This window comes from Roseibium algae, from assembly GCF_037783265.1.
Lineage (GTDB): Bacteria > Pseudomonadota > Alphaproteobacteria > Rhizobiales > Stappiaceae > Roseibium > Roseibium algae.
Genome location: NZ_JBAKIA010000016.1, coordinates 12,223 through 36,764, shown reverse-complemented (window position 1 = coordinate 36,764; position 24,542 = coordinate 12,223). Strand labels below are relative to the sequence as shown.

The window sequence follows — 24,542 nt, the reverse complement described above, 5'->3', positions numbered from 1 at the left end:
TGCTTATGAGCATCGAGCTAAACATGTCCGGGCTTGAGGAAGATGCAGAACATGGCGTCATTCCGCAGGAACAATTAAAAGCTGCGCCTGAAGCTGGCATCGGCATTCGGCCAGTCCCGCGTATATCCATTCAGAGCTTCTGCCTGACTGACGAAACGGTTCGCACAATTGAGATGGCAGCTGAAGATCGTCGAATGGCGAAGGCTCATGTTAAAGTGCATATGGGCGGTATTCCGGCCGCGGTCGAATTCTACGCTCAAGCTCCAACGCCAAACTTGATCGTTGTAGAAGCGGGGCCCGACAAGGAAAAGCTCTCGTCTGAGCTGGAGCAACTTGCAGAATATTGTGATGCGGGAACGAAGGTCATCGTGATTGGCATGATCAACGATGTATCGCTCTATCGTGATTTAATCCAAAAGGGGGTTAGCGAATATCTCGTTGCACCTATTGATGTGTATCAGCTGATTGCTGCTGCCGGTGAGCTCTATGGCTCGCCGGAAAAAGAACCGCTTGGCCGGACAATTGCGTTTTTTGGCGTAAAGGGCGGGTGTGGGGCGTCAACCGTTGCACATAACAGTGCTTGGGCCCTCGCCCACAGCTTTGAGAATGAAGTTGCTGTTGCTGATTTGGATCTTCCTTTTGGAACTGCAGGGCTTGATTTCAATCAGGACCCTCTTCAGGGGGTATATGAAGCGGTTTCTGCACCTGAGCGCCTGGATGAGACCTTTCTCGACCGTATTTTATCTAAATGCACTGAGAACTTGAGCCTTCTGGCAGCGCCAGCGACCCTTGAGCGCACATATGATTATGAAGAAAGCGCTTTTGATGGCCTCGTCGATACGATGCGCAGCTCGACCCCCTATATTGTGCTGGATGTACCTCACGCTTGGAACGGTTGGACCAGAAATGTTCTGGTCAGCGCGGATGAGGTTGTCATCGTTGCAGAGCCGGACTTGGCCAACTTGCGTAATGCCAAGAACGTGGTCGATATGCTGAAACAGTTGCGGCCAAATGACCGTTTGCCGCAATTGGTGATGAACCGGGTTAATGTGCCAAAGCGACCTGAAATCAAGCCTGATGAATTCGCAACAGCACTCGGGCTGCCTGCGCCGATAATAATACCTTTTGACCCGCAACTTTTCGGAACCGCCGCCAACAATGGTCAGATGATTGCTGAACTTGATTCAAAACATGCAATCAGCGGGATGTTTTCAGAACTGGCACAACAAGTGTCGGGCCGGAGCGATGCAAACAAGGTGAAACGCACTGGTTTGAATTCCCTTCTGTCAAAGTTGATTGGGAAGTCGGCCTGAGGCCGACTCCATAACGGAGAAACAGTTCGCCATGTTCGGTAGACGCGGTACATCGCCTTCTGGAGCGACGTCGGCAAAGCCTTTAGGGCCGGTTCCGTCAATGGCTGACTCACAATCAGTTGAGCCCGAGGTCAAGTCGAACGCCCCAACTATTGCTGTCGAAGAAAAGCCCGCACCGCCAAAAGCAACACCGGAAGAGATCAAGCGCCGGAAGTCCAAAGATTATTATGAAACCAAGGGGCAAATTTTCGGCGCCCTTGTCGAGGCGATTGATTTATCTCAACTGAGCAGGCTAGGGCCTGAAGATGCTCGCGATGAAATCCGAGATGTCGTCAACGATATCATTGCGCTTAAAAATGTTGTCATGTCTATCTCCGAACAGGAAGACCTGTTGGATGATATCTGTAACGACGTTTTGGGTTACGGTCCTCTTGAGCCGCTCTTGGCACGAGATGACATTGCGGACATCATGGTGAACGGTTCTCAAACGGTATATATTGAGACCGAGGGCAAGATGCAGCAGACCGGAATTCATTTCCGCGACAACGCTCAGCTGATGAATATTTGCCAACGAATCGTCAGCCAGGTGGGACGTCGTGTCGATGATTCAAGCCCGATTTGTGACGCCCGTTTGCCAGACGGGTCTCGTGTAAACGTCATCGCGCCGCCGCTTGCCATCGATGGTCCGGCTTTGACGATTCGTAAGTTTAAGAAAGACAAACTTACCCTAGAACAGCTGACCAAATTTGGCTCGATAACTCCGGAAGGCTCGACGATCTTGCAGATCATCGGACGATCCCGTTGCAATGTTCTTATTTCGGGTGGCACAGGATCAGGTAAGACAACGCTGCTTAATTGCCTGACAGCTTATATTGAGAGCACCGAGCGTATCATAACGTGCGAGGATTCTGCCGAGCTTCAACTTCAACAGCCTCATGTGGTTCGGTTGGAAACGAGACCGCCCAATCTTGAGGGTGAAGGTGAGATCACAATGCGAGATCTCGTTAAGAACTGTCTACGTATGCGTCCGGAGCGTATCATTGTAGGTGAGGTGCGTGGACCAGAAGCTTTCGACCTTCTGCAAGCCATGAACACCGGTCATGATGGCTCCATGGGCACTTTGCATGCGAACTCGCCTCGTGAGGCTTTGTCGCGGCTTGAATCGATGATCACTATGGGTGGTTTTTCGCTGCCATCGCGAACCTTGAGAGAGATGATCGTATCCTCCATTGATGTGGTGGTTCAAGCTGCCCGGCTTAGAGACGGGTCTCGCCGGATCACTCATGTAACCGAAGTCATGGGAATGGAGGGGGACGTGATTATTACTCAGGATGTCTTCCTCTACGAGATGATGGGAGAGGACGCGAGTGGACGCATCATTGGTCGTCATAGATCAACCGGAATTGGGCGCCCCCGGTTTTGGGAGCGCGCGCGTTATTTTGGTGAAGAGAACCGGCTTGCCCAAGCTTTAGACGCATCAGAAATGCCTGAGTATGCTGATGAGTGAGTTTTCCAATGTTTGATCTGCAGTTTTTACAGGGACCAGAAGCCGCGACGGTCGGTGTTGCCGTGTTGGTGACACTTTGTATTGGCGGCATAATTTACGCCGTTTTCCAACCGGCACTGTCTGGAACAAAGCGCCGCGATGAACGTATGACTGTGATCACTACTCGTTCGCAGTCAGTTGAGGCTCGCACCCAGGTTCGTGATGGGGACAAGCGACGGCGGTCGGTTCAAGACCAGTTGAAAGAATTTGAAGAACGGCAGAAGAAAAAAAGCCAAAAGCAGACCCATGTTACTTTAAATGTTCGAATGGAACAGGCTGGCCTCAACTGGGAACGCAAGCATTTCATTTTCTTTAGCATTGCCTGCGGTATTGTGTTTCTACTTCTTGGCCTTATCTTCAGCAAAAACCTTATTGTGGCATTGGCGTTGGGATTTGCTGGTGGACTTGGTTTTCCGCGTTGGTTCGTCAATTACAAACGTAAGAAACGCTTTGCCGCTTTTCTTGACGAATTGCCCGGTGCTGTTGATGTCATCGTTCGTGGGGTGAAAGCAGGTCTGCCACTGGGTGATTGCATCAAGATCGTTGCCAAGGAGGCCCCGGAGCCAGTTTCCACGGAGTTTCGCAAGATTGTTGAAACACAGGTTATGGGCGTCAGTCTGACAGATGCCGTGGCACGAATGCCTGAACGGATGCCGGTCGCCGAAGCCAACTTCTTCGCCATTGTCGTTGCCATTCAGCAGAAGGCTGGCGGTGGTTTGTCAGAAGCGCTGGGCAATCTTTCAAAGGTGTTGCGTGGGCGAAAGACCTTGAAACGGAAAGTTCAAGCTCTGAGCTCTGAAGCGAAGTCTTCAGCAGCCATAATCGGATCTCTGCCGTTTATTATTACAGGCATTATGTACGCGATTGCGCCTGATTATATTAGCCTGTTGTTCACTCGGACGGCGGGGAACATCATCATCGCCGGAGGGCTGTTCTGGATGTTTTGCGGCGTCATGGTCATGCGCAAGATGATAAATTTTGACTTCTAGGCTGTGATCGTTGGGATATTGAGGAATGAACCTGGAAGCTCTTGTTGATAGCCAATTTCTGATAGCGGTCCTAGCTGTGGTCGCGGTCACTGGTACGCTCTACACAATCATTATGCCTTTCTTCGAGCGTGACAGTCTTAAATCGCGTATGAAAACGGTAGCCTTGGAGCGGGACAAAATACGGGCGCGTGAGCGTGCGCGCCTTGCAACGGAAAAGCAGGATCCGCGTAGTTCTTTGAGAGCAAAGCCAAAGGAAAATGTCAAAAATATTGTTGATCGGTTAAATCTGATAGAAATGCTGTCAGACGGTGATACAAAGAAAAAGCTGCGCATGGCAGGATATAGGGGCACAGGTCCACTTTATACTTTTCTGTTTGCACGTATTGTAGTTCCTGTCATTCTTCTGTTTTTCAGTTTGTTTTACGCTTTCTTGATTTTGCCAGACACGATACCGGTTATAACTAAGATATGTGGATGTTTGTTCATCGGGGGGATCGGTGTCTTCGGGCCAAACGTCTATGTGCAAAACAAGATTACAAATCGTCAGCAGTCAATCAAACAGGCTTGGCCGGATGCACTTGATCTCATGCTGATATGTGTCGAGTCCGGCATGTCGATTGAAGCAGCATTCGCTCGCGTGGCCGAGGAAATTGGCGTTCAGTCTATTGCGCTTGCAGAAGAATTGACACTGACGAATGCCGAGCTATCGTATCTTGGCGAACGGCGTTTGGCCTATGAGAATCTAGGCACTCGAACAGGCGTTGATGGGGTGAGAAACGTCACGATGGCTCTTATTCAGGCTGAACGCTACGGAACACCTGTCGGTAATGCTATTCGTGTGATGTCGGATGATACGCGAGAGCAGAGGATGCAGGAGGCTGAAAAGAAGGCAGCTTCTTTGCCGCCTAAGTTGACCGTTCCTATGATTATATTCTTCCTGCCGGTTCTGTTCTTCGTCATCCTTGGCCCTGCCGTTATGCAGGTCATGGATGCATTCCAGTAGAAAAATATCGAAAATTCTGGCAGAAAACAGGGCTAGCAGGAGTTCGGCCGTACGTTCCTTGTTTTAGGTGCAGGCGCGTCTGAATCAACCGTGTGTGCTGGACATCATCTGGCGTAGGTAGGCGATATTCGCTTCCGCTTGCCTTGGGTCCATTTCACTGCGGGCAATTTGCTCGGCTTCGGCAAATTTTCCTTGGACACCCAAGGCCAGAACCAGGTTCTGCCGAACTCGGCTGTCTGCGCCGGGCAGGGAAGCCGCTTTGCGAAGCGTATATTCTGCTTCAGGCAGTTGATTGGACAGCAGGTGCGAAAGCCCGAGGTTGTTCAAGATGGATGGTTCGTTTGGCTCGATCTTGAGTGCCTGATTGTACAAGGCTTGAGCTCGTTTGTGATTGCCCATCTGATCATAGACCGCTGCTTCTGCGGACATGAGTTTCCAATCCGGGGTTTGCGGATTTTGCGCGCCCTGCAGCACATTAAGGGCCTCGCCAAACTTTCCGCCAATGGCGAGTATCTTGCCGTAGGCTGAGGCTATTTGGCGGTCTCTCGGGTGCGAGATGACCCCGCTTCTGAGCACAGCCATCGCCTGCGGCGTTTGTTCGTTTTGGCGCAAGGCACTTGCGTATCCCAGGATTGCATTTTTATCCTGTCGATTCTTTTCATATCGTGCACCCCAGCTGGAAACGGCTCGCCGTGCTTCAGATGAACCTGGTGCAGCATAAGCTTGCCCTGTTGCCGAGGCATGAGTTCCAATGGCTCCCTGTTTTGTAGAGGAGCAACCAGTCGCAAGCATGAGGACACTTAATGCGGCTGCGATCGGAATGAACCGAGCGGTCCTATGCTTCAGATTGGATGCGCGATGGGCCATGACTCTAATCCAGGCAAGAGGGCGACGTTGAAATCTATTCTTATGAAATAGCTTGTTAACCCTAATGCTTTGTTAAAAGTTGCATTTTGCAGCTACGATTGGGTCAGGTTAATTGTCTTTGGAGTGCGGCTTGCTTGCCAAGTCAGAGACAGGCGCTTAACTGTAAAGTCTAATAAATTCCCGAAGGAGCCATCCGTGCGTCAGTCGATCATCCGGCAGAATGAAGCAGTATCTTCCACTCCGATTTATGCTGCGAGTGAAACCAATTTGGACAGTTTGTTGGAGGCCCTTGGGCCAACCGCGCGGCATTGGGCAACGCTGAATGGGTTCTCCGCTGCGGTTGGCAGTGTGCTGTTGGTTCCTGTTGAGGGTGAACAGGGACAAGCTGTTCTTTATGGTACCCCTGTAGAGGAACTGCCCTCGTCTTTTGCTCTCGGAGGGATCGTGAGTGCGCTGCCAGCAGCGGATTATCACCTTGCCGCAGGCTTCCCTGATGTTGAGCAAGGCCTTTTGGGTTTTGCTCTTAGCTCCTATCGATTTGACCGTTACACAAAGCCAGCTAGACCTTTGCCGCGGCTCGCTGCGCCAGAGAGTGTTGATCTTGAGCGAATGCATTTCATTCTGGACGGTGTCGAATTGGCGCGCGATCTCATCAACACGCCCGCTAATGATCTTGGCCCCGAAGAACTTGCCGCAGCCATTGAAGAGTTGTTCGTCACATATGATGGTTCCGGTGAGATTATTGTTGGAGATGATCTTCTTGAGCGCGATTTTCCGATGGTTCATGCGGTCGGACGTGCAAGCAGTCGGGCTCCGAGGTTGGCTGATTTTTCGTGGGGCGATGAAAATGCACCTAAGGTAACGCTGGTTGGCAAGGGCGTTATTTTCGATACGGGGGGCCTGAACATCAAACCGTCCAACGGCATGGGCTTGATGAAAAAAGACATGGGCGGCGCTGCGAATGTACTGGGGCTTGCGTCCATGATCATGGCAGCCAATTTGCCGGTGCGTTTGCGCGTGATTGTGCCCTGCGTTGAAAACTCCATTTCTGGCTCCGCATTCCGTCCAAGTGATATTCTGGCAAGCCGCAAAGGCTTGACCGTTGAGATTGGCAATACGGATGCTGAAGGGCGGCTTGTTCTTGCGGATGCATTGTCACTGGCGGATGAAGAAGCTCCAGACCTTTTGGTCGATATGGCAACTTTGACGGGGGCTGCACGCGTTGCCCTAGGGCCAGATTTGCCGCCGTTCTATACGTATCATGAAGAGCTTGCAGATGAGATTGCGTTGATGTCTGAGGCAAGCGCCGATCCGCTTTGGCGTTTGCCGTTGTGGCAGCCCTACATGAAGTACCTTGATAGCAAGGTCGCTGATATCAATCACATCAACACGTCAGGCGCAGGTTTTGCCGGATCAATTACAGCAGCTCTCTTCTTGTCGCGTTTTATTGAAAACACGACAGCTTGGGTGCATTTTGATATCTATGGATGGACCCCGACGGAGAGGCCAGGAAAGCCTTCGGGCGGAGAGGCACAGGGCATCCGGTGCCTCTTTGATGTAATTGCTGAAAAATATTCTTCTTGAGTATAACGGCTCCGAAACGGTTTCATGGTTGAATGGCAACCATGAAACCAGATGGGGTACGTATTCGATATGGCGGTTGAGATTCGCGCCTCCCAGGCATTGAAGCTTTTGCACGAGGTGAACCTGACTCTGGTGCGGGACAGCGAGCAGGATCTGTCGGCTCGTCAGCTGACCATACTGTTGTCAGTCTACCTTGAGCCGCCGCCTCATACGGTTAGAGGCTTGGCGGCTAAACTGAACGTGACTAAACCCGCGATTACGCGGGCACTTGATACGCTCGGAAGCATGCGCCTTCTGTCTCGCAAGAGGGATGAGGCGGACAAACGCAATGTGATCATTACGCGGACAGTCGACGGCGCATTATATTTGGAGCAGCTTGGCGATCTGGTCGTCGAAAAAGCTCAAGAATTGCCCCGATAGATTTCCGCACTGGGGATTTTGACCTGGTCGCGACCGGTTTTTGAATGGAACAGACAAACCATGGCTGACATATTTGATCGACGCTTCCATCCTGTGCGTCCTGATCTCGCCTCAATCGATTATGAGGGAAAGGTTGTCGCTGACCGGTTCGTGGAGGGCAGCTTAAGAACCATTCATGCGGATTTTATCGACATAAGGCCAAAACCTGACCTGGAGGTTGCCATTGATACACAGGCACTCCACGGAGAAACTGTTAAAGTGTTTGATGAGACCGCCGAAGGCTGGGCTTGGGGGCAACTGGAAACAGATGGATATGTTGGCTGGTTTCGAAGTGATTGCCTTGCTCCTCATCGCAACGGGACTCACCGGGTGCGAGCGTTAAGAACTTATCGCTATCCAGGGCCTGATCTCAAACGCCCTCCGGTCGGCTTAATCTCAATGGGGTCGGCTGTTGTCGTTGTTGGCGAGGCGACGACCCGTGGGTTGGACTATGCGTTGTTGAGTGATGGATCTGCAGTCGTAAAGGGCCATCTGGTTCTGATGGATCAAACTGAAAGCGATTGGGTGTCTGTTGCGGAAGAGTTTATCGGGACGCCATATCTGTGGGGCGGTCGCACGAGTCTTGGCCTTGATTGTTCGGCCTTGGTCCAGATTTCGGCGCAGGTCGCCAGAATATCTCTTCAGCGTGACAGTGATGTCATGGAGGTCGATGTCGGGGAGGCGGTGTCGTTTGATGCATTGGCAGAACTTCAACGTGGAGATCTTGTATTCTGGAAGGGGCATGTCGGAATCATAAATGCGGAGAACAGCCTTCTTCATGCCAACGGCCACACGATGACGGTGGCAATTGAACCCTTGGATATTGCAGTTGATCGAATATCAAAAAATGAGTGGGGTGCAGTGAGCAGTGTCCGCAGAGTAAGCCTGCCAGATTAGAGACTACACCCGTCAAAGAGGACCGGACCGTGCGACCAGGTAAGCCCGGCACAGCACGGGCAATTCCGCACGTAACGCGGCAAGATCGCCCTGCGTGGCGTCACGCGCCAACACCGCGCGCGTCGTCCCGGCGAGTGTCGCGCTAAGGGCGAAAGCGACGGCGTCAGGTTGGTGGACGCGGCGGTCTCCGGCGCTCAGCAGAAGATCGCGGATCGCGGAATGATTGCGCCGGGCAACCGCGCCAAGAAGGTCGTCCGTATCAAGCTCTGCCGCGACAACATAAAGCGCGCGCGTGGCGGCGATATCCCTGGTCTTCGCGTCGAGATAGGCATGGACCAGCGCGTCTGACATTTGGTCAAGGGGCATGGCGCGACACTGCGCGCAGGTCGCGCAAACCGCGTCAGAGACGGCTTCGAGATGGCGTTGCAGCAAGGCGAACAGCAAAGCCTGCTTTTGCGGAAAATACTGATACAGGCTTCCTACGGAGACGCCGGCCCTTGCCGCCACCCGGGTGGTTGTCAGGGCCGACAGACCTTCCGACAACAAAACCTGAATGGTTGCCTCGAATATCGCGTCAACGGTGAGGTGCGCGCGCGCCTGACGCGGCTGTTTACGGGCGCTTAGAGCGCCACCGGAGGGTCTCGTCATATGCGAATTCCAAACCTGAAGAATGGTTCATATAATACCCGCATGCACTTGCACTTCAACCACGCTTTGATAGGAAATGTCATGCGATCATCTGCCGAACTATGCGCCCTCGTCACCGGGGCCAACAAGGGAATCGGGCTCGAAATCGCCCGCCAGCTCGGACAAGCGGGGCTGCGGATCATCATCGGCGCCCGGGACGCGGAACGCGGGGAGAAGGCCGCCAGAACCCTTGCGACCGAGGGGATCGTCGCGCGATACCTGCACCTCGACCTGACCGACCCGGCATCGGCACAACGCGCCGCCGCGGACATAGGCGCGCGCGAGGGATCGCTGAATATTCTGGTCAACAATGCCGGTATCACCGATCCCCGCGACGCAAGCCCAGCACAGGCCAACCTCGACGCGGTCAGGCGCGTTTTCGAAACGAACTTTCTGGGCACCCTATCCGTCACCCAGGCCATGCTACCGCTCTTGCAGAAGGCGCGCCCGGCGCGGATCATCAACCTCTCCAGCGGTCTTGGCTCCTTGACGCTCAACGCGGATCCGTCCTGGGAATATTCCGCTTACAAGCTGATCGGCTACAACGCCTCGAAGGCTGCAGTGAACATGCTTACCGTGCAGCTTGCAGCCGAACTTCGGCAAAGCGGTGTCCGGGTAAACGCCGCTGACCCCGGCTTTACCGCAACCGATCTCAACGGTCACCGGGGACGGCAGACCATTCCGCAAGGCGCGGCCGAAGCCGTCCGGCTGGCCCTATCGGATGACGATGACGAAACCGGCGGGTACTTCGCCACCGGAGGGCGTCTGCCCTGGTGACGAACAGGGGGCAAATACGGTGCCACCAATCGGTTGGGAATCGCACGTTGGTCTTGGGGCTCACGTCGGGTGAATGGCCGTCATGCGGAACGGGCCTGCATTTTGCCGCGCACAGGCAACCGCCGCGTTCACGTCCTCGAGCCGGAAAGTATCGAAGGCGAACTCGTCGAGGGGAAGTAATCCACCTTCGGCCAGTCTGATCATGTTCGGCACGGCGTGGCGCGGGTACATCGGTGTTGTCACGTTAACAGTTGCAGATTTGCAAACTTGCCGAAATCGGCATAGTGACCCGGCTGTCGACATCGCCTATCAGCTACAAACGCCACCGCTTTCCGCCCGAAATTATCGCCCACGCGGTCTGGCTCTACGTCCGTTTCAATCTGAGCCTGCGCGAAGTCGAGGAGATGATGCTCGAGCGCGGGATCGACGTCTCATACGAGACCGTTCGACGCTGGATGGTGAAGTTCGGTCCCGGCATCGCCCGAAATCTACGCCGCCGCCCGGCGCACCCCGGCGACATTTGGCATCTGGACGAAGTCCGGGTGGAGATCTCAGGTCGTGTGTTCTGGCTCTGGCGAGCTGTGGATCAGGATGGGATGGTTCTGGACGAGATCTTGCAATCCAGACGTGACAAACGGGCTGCGAAACGGCTTCTGAAGTCGCTGATCAAGCGCCACGGAATTCCCCGGCGGATCGTGACGGACAAATTGAGATCGTACGGCGCGGCGAAACGCGAGGTGGCGCCCGGCCTCAAGCACCGGTCCCACAAAGGTCTGAACAATCGTTCCGAAAACAGCCATTTGCCGTTCACAAAGCGAGAGCGATGCATGCAGGGATTCCGATCTCCGGAAGGCTTGCAACGATACGTGTCCTGCCACTCAGCCGTACGCAACCGCTTCCCCGTTCCCGCCCGCCGCCGCTCCGCAGTTCAGATCAGATACCACCGCCTGGAGGCTTTCGACGCGTGGAAGGTCGATGCGAGCATCGCTTAAACGGCGAACACAATCGCCTTCATGCGACCCGGCGCAGTTAATGTGACAACACCACTACACCTTGAGCTCGCTTCGGACTTCAAGCACTGGGTGGCAGTGTTTCAGTTGGGGCTGTTTCTCCCGCAATTTGCCCCAGATCGAGATCTTCAATTCTGGCGCTGCGCTTACTGATCTTGTCGGTCGAAACAAGGATCTGGTCGATGTCCCTGTTCGCTTGGCCGAAATGGGTCTGTAACTTGAGTACACGGTCGTTGAGACGCCCGACATCTGCTGTGAGATGGGCGACTTCTGCCTGAATGAGATGAGCTTGTTCGCGCATGCGGGCATCACGCAAAACGGCCTGAATCACCTGGATCGAGAGCATTAAGAGGGTTGGCGAAACGATCACGACGCGGGCTCTGTGGGCCTTTTGAACAAGGTCTTCGAAACCTTCATTCAGTTCGGCAAATACACTTTCGGACGGAACGAAAAGAAAGGCTGTGTCCTGGGTCTCGCCGGGGATCAGATATTTGTCTCGAATGTCTTGGATATGCTTTGTAAAATCCCGGCGAAATTGAGCCTGTGCCGACTTTAGTTGTTCGTCAGTCTTGGCATTGCGCAGCAGATTGAAACCTTCAAGCGGAAATTTTGCATCGATAGCAAGTGATGGCGCGCCATTGGGCATGTGAACCAGGCAGTCAGGGCGTGTGCCGGTCGAAAGAGTTGCCTGAAAGTCATAACCGCTGGGGGGTAATTGATCCTGGATGATGGCCTCCATCCGTCCCTGACCAAATGCACCGCGTGTCTGCTTGTTGGACAGGATTGATTGCAGCTCCACCACTTGAGTGGACAAGTCAGTAATCGTGCGCTGGGCCCTGTCGATGACAGCAAGTCGCTCATGCAATTGGCGCAAGCCGTCGTGGGTTTGTTTTGTGGTGTTGGCCATGGACGTGCCCAGCTTGTGTCCCATGCCATCAAGCCGGTCGTTGACAGCGCGCATCATGTCCGATTGGCGGGAGCCAAAAACCTCTGCCATTGTTTGCATGCGCCCTGTCATTTCGCCTTGGGATTTGAGCAACATCGACAGGTGGCTTTCCAGCTCATAAATACGCTTGGTCGCTGCTTTGTCAGCCCGGGCGCTAATGCGCATCTGACCCAATGTGCGCAGAACAAGCCATGCGATCATAACCAGGAGAAAGAGGCCGCCAGCGATGGAGGCTTCCAGAACAGTCACGGCATGACCACTGAAAATGAAGAGGACACTGTACATGAAACAAACATAGAACGATTCGGACCTGGATGCAGTTTGCTTCTCGGGGGGCGAACAGGCATTTGGCGGCAGTCAGGGAGTATTTACCGTTAATCTTGGTCTGATTGGCCAATAAACAGTGTCGAACTGCATTAATCCGCGTTGACCCTCGCCGCAGCTTTGCATATGTCGTTGCCATGACGAAACGTGACATCATCATCATACCCAATCAGCAACTGCGCGAGGTTTGCAAACCTATCGCTTCAGTTGATGCTAGTATTCGTAGTCTTGCCGACGATATGTTGGAGACAATGTACGAAGCACCGGGCATTGGCCTGGCAGCCAGCCAGATCGGGGTTTTGAAGCGTATCTTTGTTCTTGATGTGGCTCAGGACGAAGACGCCAATGACCCAATGGTCTTCATAAATCCGGTGATTACCTGGAGGAGCGACGAATTATCCGTCTATCAGGAAGGATGTTTGTCTATCCCGGAGTTTTTTGAGGATGTTGAGCGCCCGAAAGCGGTTAATGTCGAATTCACGGATCAGCACGGTGCGGCGCAGAAGCTTGAAGCTGATGGCCTTCTGGCGACATGTATCCAGCACGAGTTGGATCATCTCGATGGCAAGCTGTTTATTGATTACCTGTCCAAGTTGAAGCGCGATAGGGTGATGAAGAAATTTATGAAACAGGCCAAAATGGCTGGCACCGTTTAGGCGCAACGCGCCATCAAGGAGAAACTCGGAATGGATCAGGCATTTTTCCTGAAGATGTTTGCAGCTCTGTTTGCAATCATGAACCCGGTTGCCAACCTGCCCGTGTTTTTGTCACTGACTTCGAGTAGAACACCCGCCAGCCAAAGGGCTGTGGCAATCACCGTCATCATTGCTTTGATCGTTGGTAGCGGGATCATCGCGTTGGTTGGCAATGAGATTCTGGCTGTTTTCGGTATTTCCCTTAGTGCTTTCCGGCTTGCTGGCGGGTTTTTGATCCTGCTGATTGCCTTGCATTTGATTTCCGGTGAGCAGAGCGCGGCGCATCATGGCACGGATGCTGAAAAGGCCCATAGTGCGACACAGGATAACCCGGCGATCTATCCATTGACGGTTCCTATTCTGTTGGGTCCAGGAACGATTTCGACACTGATCATCTTTCGCGGTCAGGCGACGTCTGTTTCGCAGGAAATCGCATATGGCGCGGCTATTGCTGCTGCAATAGCCCTTCTTGGCGTGACGTTTCTGGCGGCTCCCTTGCTACAACGCTTGCTCGGTCAGACCGCAACCAGCGTCATGAGTCGGCTGATGGGGATGATTCTAGCCGCGATTGCCATGGAAATGATGGTCTCAAGCCTTAAAGCCCTGTTGCCCGGATTGGCCTGATCGCGCAATAAGGGCGCACTTCAGTTAAAGACAGCCGGAAGCATCATGACCCTACGCATTGTCTTCATGGGAACTCCAGAGTTCTCCGTTCCCACCTTGATGGAAATCGTTGGCCATGGCTACGAGGTGGTTGCTTGCTATTCTCAGCCACCGCGCCCGGCTGGCCGTGGCATGGATTTGAAAAAAACTCCCGTTCACGGGGCGGCAGAGTCTTTTGGAATCCCCGTCTTCACACCGGTCTCTTTGAAAGACCCTGAGGAACAGCAGAAATTTGCTGATCTGGAGGCTGATGTCGCAGTCGTGGTGGCTTATGGTCTGCTCTTACCCAAAGCGGTGCTAGAAGCGCCGACAGATGGATGCCTCAACCTTCATGCATCGCTTTTGCCGCGCTGGCGTGGAGCAGCTCCGATCAATCGCGCAATCATGGCAGGGGATGCTGAGACCGCCGTGCAGGTGATGAAGATGGAAGAGGGCCTAGACACTGGCCCTGTCTGTATGTCGGAAACCTTGTCGATTGGCGAAAACATGACTGCGGGGGAACTTCATGACCAGCTATCCGGGCTGGGCAGTGATTTGATGATCCGCGCCCTGGCCGGTTTGTCCCGCGGGTCACTCAATGCAACGCCTCAAACAGACGATGGCGTCACATACGCCCGCAAACTCACAAAAGCTGAAACACGTATTGACTGGTCGCAGAGTGCTAAAGCGGTGCATGATCATATTCGCGGTCTGTCACCTTTTCCGGGTGCATGGTGCGAGATGACACTTGGCGGAAAGACTGAGCGGGTCAAGGTTCTGCGCAGTCAACTGACGACCGAGGCCGGATCTGTTGGCGAAGTGTTGACTGTCGATGGAAACGGGCCAGTCGTTGCCTGCGGCGATGGTTCGGTCCAGCTTGTTCAGGTTCAGCGCGCTGGCAAGAAACCGGTTGGCGGTCAGGACTTCCTGCGCGGCGCGAAACTGTCTTCAGGTGATATCCTGATCTGAACATGTTGCCTCATATGAGGCTGAGGGGCGAGGCCATGGACAATATCATTGATGCGAGCACGCTCACGGTTCGGGCTTTCGTTTCTTCAGATGAAGCCGATGTGAAAGGCCTTGTCACAGTCGCTTTTGGCCAGGAGATTGAAGCGCGGCTTGTGTATCGTCTTCGTCATTGCGGGGCCCTTGTTCTGGAGCTGGTTGCGGTGAGCAAAGACGGGCAGGTGGTTGGGCATGTGGCCTTCAGCCGTGTCACACCCGCCGATGTTGGTCCTGGGCAAGGTTTGATCATTTGCTGCCTTGCGCCGATCTCGGTCTTGCCTGAGTTCCAGCGCCAAGGCGTTGGGTCGGCGATGATCAAGGCAGGACTGGAAGCATTGAAGGGGCTGGGTGAGGATCTTGTTCTGGTTCTGGGGCCGCCAGCCTATTATCCCAGGTTCGGTTTTGATCCTGCTCTGGCACGGAAGGTCAAGGCACCCTATGCAGGCGATGCATTCATGGCACTGGCGCTAACCGATGCAGGCGAAAATGACCTGCCGGTCGAGGTGGGCTTTGCGACACCGTTTCAGGAATTCGAATAAGGCACGATATGCCGCGTTATAAGTTCACTGTGGAATATGACGGCAGGCCCTATTGTGGTTGGCAACGTCAGTCAAATGGACCTTCTGTGCAGGCTGCCCTGGAACGCGCAATCAAGGGCTTCACCGGTGAAGCTGTTGCTGTTGGTGGGGCAGGCCGGACTGATACTGGCGTACATGCCACAGGACAGGTCGGGCACGCTGACCTTGAAAAGGATTGGCCCGCAGAAACGGTCATGAAGGCGATGAATTTCCACATTCAGCCTGACCCGGTCGTTCTGCTGGATTGTGAGAAGATGCATGAAGGCTTCGATGCCCGCTTCTCCGCCATACGCCGCTCTTACCGCTATCGGATTTTCAATCGCGGGGCGCAGCTGACCTTTGAAAAGGGCCTCGCCTGGCACGTGAAGGCAGATCTGGATGCCGAGGCGATGCATATTGCTGCACAAGAGTTCATCGGTCATCATGATTTTACGACGTTTCGCCATACCAAATGTCAGGCAAAAAGCCCGGAAAAGACGTTGGAAAGTTTCTCGGTGCGAAGAGAGGGACAGGTCGTGATCGCCGAGTGTTCTTCGCGCTCTTTCTTGCACAATCAGGTGCGGTCCATGGTCGGATCGTTGAAACTGGTCGGTGAAGGGAAATGGACACCGCAAGATGTGCGCGATGCCTTGGCTGCACGAGATCGCAAGGCCTGTGGTCCGGTCGCGCCTGCTGATGGACTTTATCTGACCGCCGTTGATTATCGGTCCAAGGCCAAAGACACTGAAAATCATCTGGCAAAGCAGGCGGAAAAAGCCCTAAAGGCCGCCCAGGAACAAGGCTAACCTGCATCTTCCGGCACCACGCATTTACGATAGAGGTGCCATGTTGTGTGGCCCAGAACAGGCAGTGTTACGACAAGGCCGATAAAGGCGGGAGCGATCGAGACGATCAATGTGATCGTGACCACGATGGCCCAACTGATCATGGGTACGGGGGAGACAACAACGGCCTTTACGCTGGTGATCATGGCGGTGATGAAGTCCCGGTCTTCTTCCAGGAGAAGCGGGAAGGAGATGACTGTCAAAGAGAGCAAGATCAGCGATAGGATTGCCCCGACCACATGGCCGATTGCGAGGAACATCAGGCCTTCCGGTGTGTTGACGATCTCGGAAATGAACTCGCCAAAGGATGCGAAAGACCGGAACCCCATGAAAATAGCGAGCAGCAACCGAACCTGATACATCCACATGATTTGGATGAAGAGCACCACGAAGGCCATCCATGACAGCTCGCGGCCTTTTTGGTCCCACATTGTCCGAAAGATCGTGCCCCAGCTGAGCGCTTCGTTACGCTCAAGGCGGCGGCTGACCTCATAAATCCCGACTGCTGCGAACGGGCCTATAAGAACGAAACCGGCCGCCAGTGGGTAACTGAGATAACTCATGTTGAAAGCTGCGGCGGTCAGGACAATCAGAATACCGCCAATGGCGAAGAACGCTCCGAAGGCCAGACCGTAGACTGGGGCTTTGCGGAAGTCCTGCAAGCCTGCAGACAGGGCATCAATTACATCATTCAAAGTTATTTCCAGGACTATCGGTGCTTTGCGAGGCGCCGCTGGCTTAATAAGGCTTGTAGCGTTCGTATTATCGTTATCTTCAGCCATTTGATGTCTCCGATTTCCTCACCCCGACGGGAACAAAAGAAACATCATGGCAGGTCAGTTGAGCTTGAGCATTCGTAGTTTCCGGTATGTTGAGGCAAGAAATGCGGATTTCCGGGAAAGCTACGCTCTTTCGGGCTGTTCAAACCTTGATCCCATGGCCGCATGTGACTAACTGCTGGAGGAGCTTTGCATTTCGACCCGAGAACGGATTTTTCATGTCTTCAAATGACAGCCAGGCAAACGTGACACCCGGCTTGGGATGGCTGCTTGCCAGCCCGATCGGACGGGTTGGGCGCGAGCCTTATTGGCTTGTATTGTTTCTCGTCTGGATCGTAATCGGAATTGCGATCAACATTTGGTTTGGGTCGATGGATTCCGATGTTGCCATTGATGATCTGAATCTTCAGGGCTTCGTGGAATCCAATCCCCTTTTTCCAATTCTTTTCTTTGTGCTTCAATGGGTTGAATTGGCCCTGGTGATCAAGCGATGTCAGGATATCGGGATCAGTGGCTTCACGGCGCTTTTGATTTTTATCCCCGGGATCAATATTATCGTTGTGTTCGTATTGGGCTTCATGCCCAGCGAACAAGGGCCCAATCGTTTCGGTCCGTTCCCAAACAGCTACTATCGACGCAAGACCTGATCAGGTTGGCGTTTTATCGATTTCACTGCCTGAAAGACCAGAAGCCTCATGTCTGAAACCTATTCTTCCGCAATCCAGATTGCTCGCGATCTCATTCGCTGCCCTTCGGTGACACCGTCTGAAGGCGGGGCATTAGGCTTTTTGGAGGAACTGCTGAGCGGCGCTGGTTTTACAGTTGATCGGGTGACATTTTCCGATGACGATACGCCCGATGTAGAGAACCTGTTTGCCTCCATCGGTTCCGGTAGTCCGCATTTCGTCTTCGCAGGTCATACAGATGTCGTGCCTCCTGGAAATGAAACAGACTGGAGCCATGGGCCTTTCTCGGGGGACATTGCAGAGGGCATTTTGTTCGGTCGTGGTGCCGTTGACATGAAGGGAGGCATTGCCTGTTTTGCAGCCGCAGCTCTGGACTTCCTGAAATCTCGCGGTGATGAGTTTGGCGGCACGATTTCTCTTCTGATTACCGGGGACGAAGAAGGTCCTGCTGTCAACGGAACGGTAAAGCTTTTGGAATGGGCTGAAGGGCAGGGCCATAAGTTCGATGCCTGCATCGTCGGAGAGCCGACCAATCCGGCAGCTCTTGGAGATCAGATCAAGGTCGGACGCAGGGGATCCCTGTCCGGCACTGTGACAGTGACCGGCATGCAGGGACATGTGGCCTATCCGGAACATGCGAACAATCCTGTACCTGGTTTGATGGCGTTGATGAGTGAGCTTGATGCGGTCAGATTTGATGAAGGCAATGATCGCTTTCAACCGAGCAATCTGGAAATCGTGACCATTGATGTTGGCAATCCTGCATTCAATATAATTCCCGCGCGTGCAGAGGCCCGCTTCAACATCCGCTACAATGACGAGTGGACGTTAGAGACGTTGAAAGCCAAGATTACCAGTACATTGGAAGATGCCGCGCCAAAAACGCTGAATTGGGAGGTCGAATATCGGCGGGATGCCAGCGAGTCATTCCTGACGCGCGACGATGCCTTGATCAAAACTCTGAGTGCAGCGGTGGAGGCCAAAATGGGCCGTGTGCCTGAGCTCACCACAGGTGGTGGGACGTCTGATGCGCGCTTCATCAAGAACTATTGCCCCGTTGTCGAGTTTGGTCTCGTTGGCAAGACAATGCACAAGGTTGATGAATGCGTGGCGCTGTCGGATGTCGATGGTCTGGCCGCTATATATCGCGTTTTTCTGGATGATTATTTCAAGGCTGCGAAAGGCGCTTAAAAATGTTGAGCAGCCAGGAGATCGCGCGCGCCCTGCAAGGCAGTTGGTATCTGTTCCGAAATCGTCCGGAAGGGATGCGGGCCTTCGACGTCTCCATCAATGGGTTTTGGCGCTCGTTTGCGGTGGTCCTGCTTCTCGTGCCACTGTTTGTGATCAGTTCACTGGCTGAGAAAAAACTTCTCCTGGATGAGACTGATTTCATTTCGGAAACGTTTCCAGTTGGCACTTATTGGCTGGCGCAATTCACCAGCCTTGGCCTGGATTGGCTGGCCTTGCCGTTGCTTTTGGCTGTCCTTGCGCGGCCGTTGGGCATTGCCCAGGGCTATGTTCCATTCATCGTGGCGCGAAACTGGACCAGCCTTCTGGCGGCTGTTCCCTATGTCTGTGTGTCGCTGTTGTATCTCATGGGCGTCATTGCACCAGGCATCATGGTTCTTTTGTCCTTGATGTCGCTGATCGTTGTGATCTGGTTCAGGTTTTTGGTGACACGAATTTCCCTTCAGGCCAATCTCAGCATGACAATTGGGATTGTCATCCTGGATATTGTTTTATCACTTTTGATTGGTGAGCTGGTTGGTCGGATGTGGGGCCTCTGAGCTCCCATTTGACAGGATTTTGGCCAGCCAGTCCGCTGCGATCCTGATGGCCTTTCGGTCTCTGTGACTTTCGTGAAAAACGATCCAGAGCGAGCGTGTAGCGGTACAATCCTCATCAAGAATTTGAAGGTCTGGGTCATCATTGATGAGGCTGGCAATGGGCAGTTTTGCGTCGAGGGAAAACCGGCTGGTGGTGAGTTGGTTATCTCCAAGAAACTGCCGATCTGGAACAGCACTCAGTGAAGAATCTTATCGTTGGTGGTTTCATGAGCCACATGTGTGTGTCGAGCCCGGTTCGGGCAAGCTTGGATCTGGGGTTTTCTGCAACAGTGATTGCGTCCGCCTGCGCCAGTCGGGTTCTTCCAGCGCCGATCGGTGGTGTCCTGTCCGGCGAGATGGTTCACAAGGTTGCCATGGCCGCGCTGGCGGACCGGTTTTCAGCTATGCTACCAGATGTGAGTTTCATCTGAAACCAACAAAAAGCCCCGCGCAGTTAAACTGCGCGGGGCTATAAGCGATGTTTCAAGGCGCGTATTATTAGTCGCGCAACAGGTCGTTAATTGATGTCTTGGAGCGCGTCTGCGCATCTACGCGCTTGACGATAACCGCGCAATAGAGGCTCGGTCCGGGCGTTCCGTCCGGGAGTGGCTTGCCGGGCATGTTGCCTGGAACGACCACAGAATAGGCTGGAACTTCACCGATGAAGATTTCGCCGGTGTTGCGGTCGATGATCTTCGTGGACGCGCTGATGAAGACGCCCATGGACAGAACGGCCCCTTCACGGACGATGACGCCTTCAACGACTTCTGACCGTGCGCCGATGAAGCAATTGTCTTCGATGATGACCGGGCCAGCCTGGAGCGGCTCAAGAACACCGCCAATGCCGACGCCGCCGGACAGATGCACATTCTTGCCGATCTGGGCACAGGAGCCCACGGTCACCCATGTGTCGACCATCGTGCCTTCATCGACATAGGCACCCAGGTTGACGAATGAGGGCATCAACACAGCGTTTTTGCCGATGAATGCGGAGCGACGCACAATACAGTTCGGAACCGCCCGGAAGCCAGCTTCTTCAAAATCGATGCCGCTCCAGCCATTGAACTTGGAGGGAACCTTGTCCCACCATGTTGCATCGCCTGGACCGCCCTTGATCACTTCCATAGCATTCAGGCGGAAGGACAGAAGAACAGCCTTTTTGGTCCACTGGTTCACAACCCAGTCGCCATCTTTCTTTTCTGCAACGCGCAGCTGGCCGCGGTCGAGCAGGTTCAGCGTCGTTTCGACAGCATTACGAACATCACCTGTGGTGTGTGTGTCGATATTTGCGCGATCCTCAAATGCTGCGTCGATGGTTTCGGCAAGTTTGGCAAGATCAGGGGTCATCAGGCTCATGGTCTCCGGAAAGGCAAGGTTAAAACAGTTGCCGGACCTAAGCCTTCAGGCTTCAGGATGTCAAGATGGAGCTTTGTGAAAGCTCTTGCCTCAAGGCATCGCCAGCGTGACTTCGATAGGGTGGCTCAATTATGGTTGAGTTTATCTCCCTCCGTCACCCGTGTTTGAGTGTTGTTTAATTTAGTCCCGAGACTAAACACTTGGCTTGGGCACTCCATGACTGGAAAGATAAGTATGGAACTGTGGATTCCGATCACGATTTTTGCAGCGTTTTGCCAGAACCTGCGCTCGGCTTTGCAAAAGCACATGAAGGGCAAGTTCGGCACGACCGCAGCGACCTTCGTGCGCTTTGGCTATGGCTTTCCGTTTGCGGTTCTTTATGTGGCAGGAATCCACTTGATGACCGGCGCGCCGCTGCCATCGATAAACCCTACGTTCCTGCTCTCCGGGGCGATTGGAGGGTTGGCCCAGATTGGGGCAACGTTCCTGCTGGTGCATTTGTTCTCATATCGTAACTTCGCAGTGGGCACGGCTTATTCCAAGACGGAGCCAATTCAGGCGGCTTTGTTTGGGCTCGTTATTCTGGGCGAAGGGCTTACGGTCTTCGCAGTCTTGTGCATTTTACTAGGGGTGTTTGGAGTCATCGTGATCTCGCTGGCACGCTCAGCCCTAACGAAGCAGGCGATCATCGCAGCCTTGATAGGAAAGCCGGCGTTGATTGGACTGGCGTCCGCTGCGCTATTTGGCGCATCGGCAGCCTTTTATCGATCTGCCTCCCTGTCACTGGATGGTCCTGGCTTCCTGATGCAAGCCGGGTTTTCATTGGCCTGCGTGACATTCTTCCAGACCATAGTCATGGGCAGCTGGATGGCTTTCAAAGAACCCGCGCAATTGGAATTGGTGGTTCGTCATTGGCGGATATCTGTCTGGGTTGGGCTGGCTGGTGTGCTTGGTTCCATTGGCTGGTTTACGGCCATGACCTTGCAGCAGGTCGCCTACGTGCGTGCCTTGGCGCAAATTGAACTGATTTTTACGTTCGCCGTGTCTTGGCTGGTGTTCAAGGAACGCATGAACCGTTTTGAGGTGACCGGCTGTTGCCTGATCATCCTTGCGGTCATCGGGATTATCCTGTTCTCGAATTGAGCACCTGACCTTAGTTGGCAGCGCTTAGCAGCCAGTCTCTGAAGGCAGCAACAGGTCGTGACAGAGGTCGGTTTGGCGAGCGGGCAAACCAATATCCGGTCTCCAGTTCCACGATGGGCCAATCCGGCATCACGAGATGACCTGCCTTGATTTCCTGATCAACAAATCTGCGGTCGATGACCAGTGCGCCCATTCCGGCAATGGCTGCCTGTATGGCGAGGTCGCGACTTTCCAGTAATGTCCCGGAGTTCGCATCGCCATGGTTGAGCTCAACAGTCTCAAGCCAGTGTGGCCAGTCGTTTCTGCGGCTTGTGCTGTGGAGGAGGCGCAGGCTGGACAGCGCTTCCTGTGTCAAACCTCCACCCGCTGGCAGCAGTCCCGGGGCCATTGCTACGGCCAGGTGCTCCTGCCAGAGCAAAGAGGCGTCAACGCCTTGCCAGATGCCTTTTCCGAGCCGGATGGTGCAGTCATAGTTCTCTCGTTCCAGGTCAATGACGCGGGTCGAGGCAGACAGCAGGATTTCGACGTCCGGCTGTATCGCCTGAAACTCCGGAAGTCGGGGAATGAGCCAGCGCGTTGCGAATGTGGAAACGGTGCTGATACGCAATTCAGTCCGGCTGCGTCGCTTGAAACTGTCAACGGCCCCATCGATGCGCTCAAAAGCATCGCCGATCCCCAGCGCCAGCCGTTGGCCTTCTTCGGTAAGCGTCAACCCGCGCCCATCACGCAGAACAAGCGTCGTGCCGAGCTCTCCCTCCAACTTGCGCATGAGATGCGACAAAGCCGAGGGTGAAACGCCCAATTGCTCAGCAGCCTGGGCAGCGCGGCCATAGCGGGCCAAAAGGGAAAATGCATGAAGTGCGCGAAGGGAAGCCACTGGCCCGCGAGTCCGTTGTTTGAGTTAAACTCAATATAGGCGAGGATTGGAAACGGTGCCAGAGATTGATTTTATAGCGGCTTGAGTGCACCATTTACGGCCTTTAGAAATCCTGTCAGATCGTCGGTGACAAAATCAACGGAGCTCTTTTGTCCGCCTTTCAGGTCTCCACCTTCAAGATCCCAGTCTTCACGGAATACATCCCGTGTGCCTGACGGTACGATCAACACTGTACGCATGCCCAGTTTGCGCGGGACGTCGAGATTGCGCTGGAGATCCTCGAACATGGCGGCCCTAACCGGCGAAACACCGGTCTGTTTCAGGAACATGTCGTAGGTTTCACGGCTGGGTTTTGGGATCAGGTCGGCGGCGACAATGTCGAAAATGTCTTCGAAATGGTCGGAAATTCCCAGAGCTGCAGCCGTGCGCTCGGCATGTGGTTTGTCACCGTTGGTAAAAATGTACTTCTTGCCAGGCAGTGCAGAAATCGATGTTCCGAGTGCCGGATTGGGTTTCACAGTGGAATAATCAATGTCATGCGCGTGCTTTAGAAAGTCATCCGGATTGATTTTATGCTCGAGCATCAGGCCGCGCAGGGTCGTACCATACTGACGGTAGTAGGCTTTCTGTTGTACTTGGGCTTCTTTCTTACCGATGCTGAGCAGGCGGGCAACATAGCTTGAAATTTGCTCGTTGATTTGACTGAAAAGGTCGGTCTCGGCAGGGTAGAGCGTGTTGTCGAGATCGAAAACCCAAGCTTGGACTCCCTGAAACACACGCAGGTCTTGCGCATGAAGGTGACGGCCTTCTTCGGAGGTCGTTCTCTTACCGGTCACGGGCGGATCAGCGTGCCGACGCCATGGTCGGTGAAGAGCTCAAGAAGAACAGCGTGGGCGACTTTACCGTCCAGAATGACGACGCCTTCGACGCCCTGATCAAGCGCTTCGATGCAGGTCTCTACCTTTGGGATCATCCCGCCTGAGATCGTGCCATTGGCAATCAATTCGCGTGCCTTGGCAACGGTCAATTGCTTGATCAGATTGCCCTCTTTATCGAGAACACCAGGCACGTCAGTCAGGAACAACAGCCGTTTGGCATTCAAAGAGCCCGCAATGGCACCTGCGAATGTATCGGCATTGATATTATAGGTCTCGCCATCGGGGCCAGGAGCGACGGGTGCGATTACAGGGATCAGGTCTTCTTTCAACACCAGCTTGAGGACCGTCGGATTGACGTCAGCCGGTTCGCCAACGAAGCCAAGGTCCAAAACGCTTTCAATGTTGGAGTCTGGATCAACAATGGTTCGGCGAAGTTTTTCTGCCGTCACCATGTTGCCGTCCTTGCCGCAAAGGCCGACAGCGCGCCCGCCCTCAGCATTGATGGCCTGAACGATTTCCTTGTTGATCGAGCCTGCAAGAACCATCTCGACGATCTCTACAGTCGCCTTGTCGGTGACGCGCAGGCCTTCCTTGAACTCGCTGACAATCCCGAGCCGCGTCAGCATCTTGCCGATTTGCGGCCCACCGCCATGAACCACGACGGGATGCACGCCAGACTGCCGCATAAGCGTGATGTCGCGTGCAAAGGCACGACCCAAGTCCGCGTCTCCCATTGCATGACCGCCGTATTTAACAACAACTGTACGGCCGTCATAGCGCTGCATGTAGGGCAGTGCCTGGGCAATAACATGAGCGTGGTTATGCTGTTCCGAAGAGGCCATGGGCTGGGA

General features: G+C 54.0%; 29 protein-coding genes. 20 read left to right on the top strand and 9 right to left on the bottom strand.

What is annotated here, in order from left to right; all coding sequences use genetic code 11:
- The first annotated feature begins 5 nt into the window (after window positions 1-5).
- The 4 genes from V6575_RS19065 (at window position 6) to V6575_RS19050 (ending at window position 4,851) form a co-directional block, all read left to right on the top strand.
- Entirely contained in the window at window positions 6-1,313 is a 1,308-nt protein-coding gene (locus tag V6575_RS19065) for a CpaE/TadZ family protein (protein ID WP_422785607.1), read from the top strand.
- Between the two features lie 100 nt (window positions 1,314-1,413).
- Complete coding sequence (locus tag V6575_RS19060) at window positions 1,414-2,820, top strand: TadA family conjugal transfer-associated ATPase (RefSeq protein WP_340276599.1); 1,407 nt, start codon at window positions 1,414-1,416, stop codon at window positions 2,818-2,820.
- An 8-nt stretch (window positions 2,821-2,828) separates the two neighbouring features.
- Entirely contained in the window at window positions 2,829-3,848 is a 1,020-nt protein-coding gene (locus V6575_RS19055; protein WP_340276598.1) for a type II secretion system F family protein, read from the top strand.
- A gap of 25 nt (window positions 3,849-3,873) precedes the next feature.
- Window positions 3,874-4,851, top strand: coding sequence for a type II secretion system F family protein (locus V6575_RS19050; protein ID WP_340276597.1), 978 nt, complete (start codon window positions 3,874-3,876; stop codon window positions 4,849-4,851).
- Between the two features lie 84 nt (window positions 4,852-4,935).
- Here V6575_RS19050 and V6575_RS19045 read toward each other — a convergent pair whose 3' ends face one another.
- Window positions 4,936-5,718, bottom strand: coding sequence for a tetratricopeptide repeat protein (locus tag V6575_RS19045; RefSeq protein WP_340276596.1), 783 nt, complete (start codon window positions 5,716-5,718; stop codon window positions 4,936-4,938).
- Window positions 5,719-5,913: 195 nt separating this feature from the next.
- On the opposite strand from V6575_RS19045, the gene V6575_RS19040 reads away from it, so the two are divergent.
- The 3 genes from V6575_RS19040 to V6575_RS19030 all read left to right on the top strand — a co-directional run bounded on the left by V6575_RS19040 (window position 5,914) and on the right by V6575_RS19030 (window position 8,658).
- Window positions 5,914-7,302, top strand: coding sequence for a leucyl aminopeptidase family protein (locus V6575_RS19040; protein ID WP_340276595.1), 1,389 nt, complete (start codon window positions 5,914-5,916; stop codon window positions 7,300-7,302).
- A 69-nt stretch (window positions 7,303-7,371) separates the two neighbouring features.
- Window positions 7,372-7,722, top strand: coding sequence for a MarR family transcriptional regulator (locus V6575_RS19035; RefSeq protein ID WP_340276747.1), 351 nt, complete (start codon window positions 7,372-7,374; stop codon window positions 7,720-7,722).
- Between the two features lie 60 nt (window positions 7,723-7,782).
- The gene (locus V6575_RS19030) at window positions 7,783-8,658 is read left to right on the top strand and encodes a C40 family peptidase (protein WP_340276593.1); all 876 of its coding nucleotides are present in this window, start codon (window positions 7,783-7,785) and stop codon (window positions 8,656-8,658) included.
- A gap of 12 nt (window positions 8,659-8,670) precedes the next feature.
- Here V6575_RS19030 and V6575_RS19025 read toward each other — a convergent pair whose 3' ends face one another.
- A complete protein-coding gene (locus V6575_RS19025; protein WP_340276592.1) occupies window positions 8,671-9,306 on the bottom strand; it encodes a TetR/AcrR family transcriptional regulator in 636 nt (211 codons plus the stop codon).
- Window positions 9,307-9,387: 81 nt separating this feature from the next.
- Here V6575_RS19025 and V6575_RS19020 point away from each other — a divergent pair, with 81 nt between their 5' ends.
- On the top strand, window positions 9,388-10,122 hold the full coding sequence (locus tag V6575_RS19020) for an SDR family oxidoreductase (protein WP_340276591.1): 735 nt from the start codon (window positions 9,388-9,390) through the stop codon (window positions 10,120-10,122).
- A 60-nt stretch (window positions 10,123-10,182) separates the two neighbouring features.
- On the opposite strand, the gene V6575_RS19015 is transcribed toward V6575_RS19020, so the two are convergent.
- Window positions 10,183-10,353 carry a hypothetical protein gene (locus V6575_RS19015; RefSeq protein WP_340276590.1) on the bottom strand — a complete coding sequence of 57 codons (171 nt, stop codon included), beginning with the start codon at window positions 10,351-10,353 and terminating at the stop codon, window positions 10,183-10,185.
- A gap of 62 nt (window positions 10,354-10,415) precedes the next feature.
- On the opposite strand from V6575_RS19015, the gene V6575_RS19010 reads away from it, so the two are divergent.
- Window positions 10,416-11,114, top strand: coding sequence for an IS6 family transposase (locus tag V6575_RS19010; RefSeq protein WP_340276746.1), 699 nt, complete (start codon window positions 10,416-10,418; stop codon window positions 11,112-11,114).
- Window positions 11,115-11,193: 79 nt separating this feature from the next.
- On the opposite strand, the gene V6575_RS19005 is transcribed toward V6575_RS19010, so the two are convergent.
- On the bottom strand, window positions 11,194-12,363 hold the full coding sequence (locus V6575_RS19005) for a DNA recombination protein RmuC (protein WP_340276588.1): 1,170 nt from the start codon (window positions 12,361-12,363) through the stop codon (window positions 11,194-11,196).
- Between the two features lie 176 nt (window positions 12,364-12,539).
- Between V6575_RS19005 and def the strand changes: the two genes are divergently transcribed.
- Genes def through truA form a run of 5 tightly spaced genes read left to right on the top strand, consistent with a single transcriptional unit; the run spans window position 12,540 to window position 16,107 of the window.
- A complete protein-coding gene (def, locus tag V6575_RS19000) occupies window positions 12,540-13,058 on the top strand; it encodes a peptide deformylase (protein ID WP_340276586.1) in 519 nt (172 codons plus the stop codon).
- A gap of 30 nt (window positions 13,059-13,088) precedes the next feature.
- Window positions 13,089-13,721, top strand: coding sequence for a MarC family protein (locus tag V6575_RS18995; RefSeq protein ID WP_340276584.1), 633 nt, complete (start codon window positions 13,089-13,091; stop codon window positions 13,719-13,721).
- Between the two features lie 45 nt (window positions 13,722-13,766).
- Entirely contained in the window at window positions 13,767-14,708 is a 942-nt protein-coding gene (gene fmt / locus V6575_RS18990) for a methionyl-tRNA formyltransferase (protein ID WP_340276582.1), read from the top strand.
- 35 nt (window positions 14,709-14,743) lie between these two features.
- Window positions 14,744-15,283 carry a GNAT family N-acetyltransferase gene (locus V6575_RS18985; RefSeq protein ID WP_340276580.1) on the top strand — a complete coding sequence of 180 codons (540 nt, stop codon included), beginning with the start codon at window positions 14,744-14,746 and terminating at the stop codon, window positions 15,281-15,283.
- Window positions 15,284-15,291: 8 nt separating this feature from the next.
- The gene (gene truA / locus V6575_RS18980; protein WP_340276578.1) at window positions 15,292-16,107 is read left to right on the top strand and encodes a tRNA pseudouridine(38-40) synthase TruA; all 816 of its coding nucleotides are present in this window, start codon (window positions 15,292-15,294) and stop codon (window positions 16,105-16,107) included.
- On the opposite strand, the gene V6575_RS18975 is transcribed toward truA, so the two are convergent.
- Window positions 16,104-16,928, bottom strand: a complete 825-nt coding sequence (locus V6575_RS18975) for a DUF2189 domain-containing protein (protein WP_340276577.1) — start codon at window positions 16,926-16,928, stop codon at window positions 16,104-16,106. The two genes, truA and V6575_RS18975, sit on opposite strands and share 4 nt — an antisense overlap.
- Before the next feature lie 215 nt (window positions 16,929-17,143).
- Between V6575_RS18975 and V6575_RS18970 the strand changes: the two genes are divergently transcribed.
- From V6575_RS18970 to V6575_RS18950, 5 genes are all read left to right on the top strand, one after another.
- Complete coding sequence (locus tag V6575_RS18970) at window positions 17,144-17,572, top strand: DUF805 domain-containing protein (RefSeq protein WP_340276575.1); 429 nt, start codon at window positions 17,144-17,146, stop codon at window positions 17,570-17,572.
- A 48-nt stretch (window positions 17,573-17,620) separates the two neighbouring features.
- Window positions 17,621-18,802: a succinyl-diaminopimelate desuccinylase gene (gene dapE, locus V6575_RS18965; protein ID WP_340276574.1), complete on the top strand. Its 1,182-nt coding sequence runs from the start codon at window positions 17,621-17,623 to the stop codon at window positions 18,800-18,802.
- A 2-nt stretch (window positions 18,803-18,804) separates the two neighbouring features.
- Complete coding sequence (locus V6575_RS18960) at window positions 18,805-19,398, top strand: hypothetical protein (protein WP_340276573.1); 594 nt, start codon at window positions 18,805-18,807, stop codon at window positions 19,396-19,398.
- 72 nt (window positions 19,399-19,470) lie between these two features.
- Window positions 19,471-19,641 carry a hypothetical protein gene (locus V6575_RS18955; protein ID WP_340276572.1) on the top strand — a complete coding sequence of 57 codons (171 nt, stop codon included), beginning with the start codon at window positions 19,471-19,473 and terminating at the stop codon, window positions 19,639-19,641.
- Entirely contained in the window at window positions 19,638-19,868 is a 231-nt protein-coding gene (locus V6575_RS18950) for an isochorismatase family protein (protein ID WP_340276571.1), read from the top strand. Before V6575_RS18955 ends, V6575_RS18950 begins: the two co-directional genes overlap by 4 nt.
- Before the next feature lie 67 nt (window positions 19,869-19,935).
- On the opposite strand, the gene dapD is transcribed toward V6575_RS18950, so the two are convergent.
- A complete protein-coding gene (dapD, locus tag V6575_RS18945) occupies window positions 19,936-20,784 on the bottom strand; it encodes a 2,3,4,5-tetrahydropyridine-2,6-dicarboxylate N-succinyltransferase (protein WP_340276744.1) in 849 nt (282 codons plus the stop codon).
- A 243-nt stretch (window positions 20,785-21,027) separates the two neighbouring features.
- Here dapD and V6575_RS18940 point away from each other — a divergent pair, with 243 nt between their 5' ends.
- Window positions 21,028-21,936 (top strand): DMT family transporter, encoded by a 909-nt coding sequence (locus V6575_RS18940; protein WP_340276570.1) that lies wholly within the window; start codon window positions 21,028-21,030, stop codon window positions 21,934-21,936.
- Between the two features lie 10 nt (window positions 21,937-21,946).
- Here V6575_RS18940 and V6575_RS18935 read toward each other — a convergent pair whose 3' ends face one another.
- The 3 genes from V6575_RS18935 to argB form a co-directional block, all read right to left on the bottom strand.
- Entirely contained in the window at window positions 21,947-22,813 is an 867-nt protein-coding gene (locus V6575_RS18935; protein ID WP_340276569.1) for a LysR substrate-binding domain-containing protein, read from the bottom strand.
- 71 nt (window positions 22,814-22,884) lie between these two features.
- Window positions 22,885-23,649 carry a pyrimidine 5'-nucleotidase gene (locus V6575_RS18930; RefSeq protein WP_340276567.1) on the bottom strand — a complete coding sequence of 255 codons (765 nt, stop codon included), beginning with the start codon at window positions 23,647-23,649 and terminating at the stop codon, window positions 22,885-22,887.
- The gene (gene argB / locus V6575_RS18925; RefSeq protein ID WP_340276565.1) at window positions 23,646-24,533 is read right to left on the bottom strand and encodes an acetylglutamate kinase; all 888 of its coding nucleotides are present in this window, start codon (window positions 24,531-24,533) and stop codon (window positions 23,646-23,648) included. Before argB ends, V6575_RS18930 begins: the two co-directional genes overlap by 4 nt.
- Window positions 24,534-24,542: the final 9 nt, after the last annotated feature.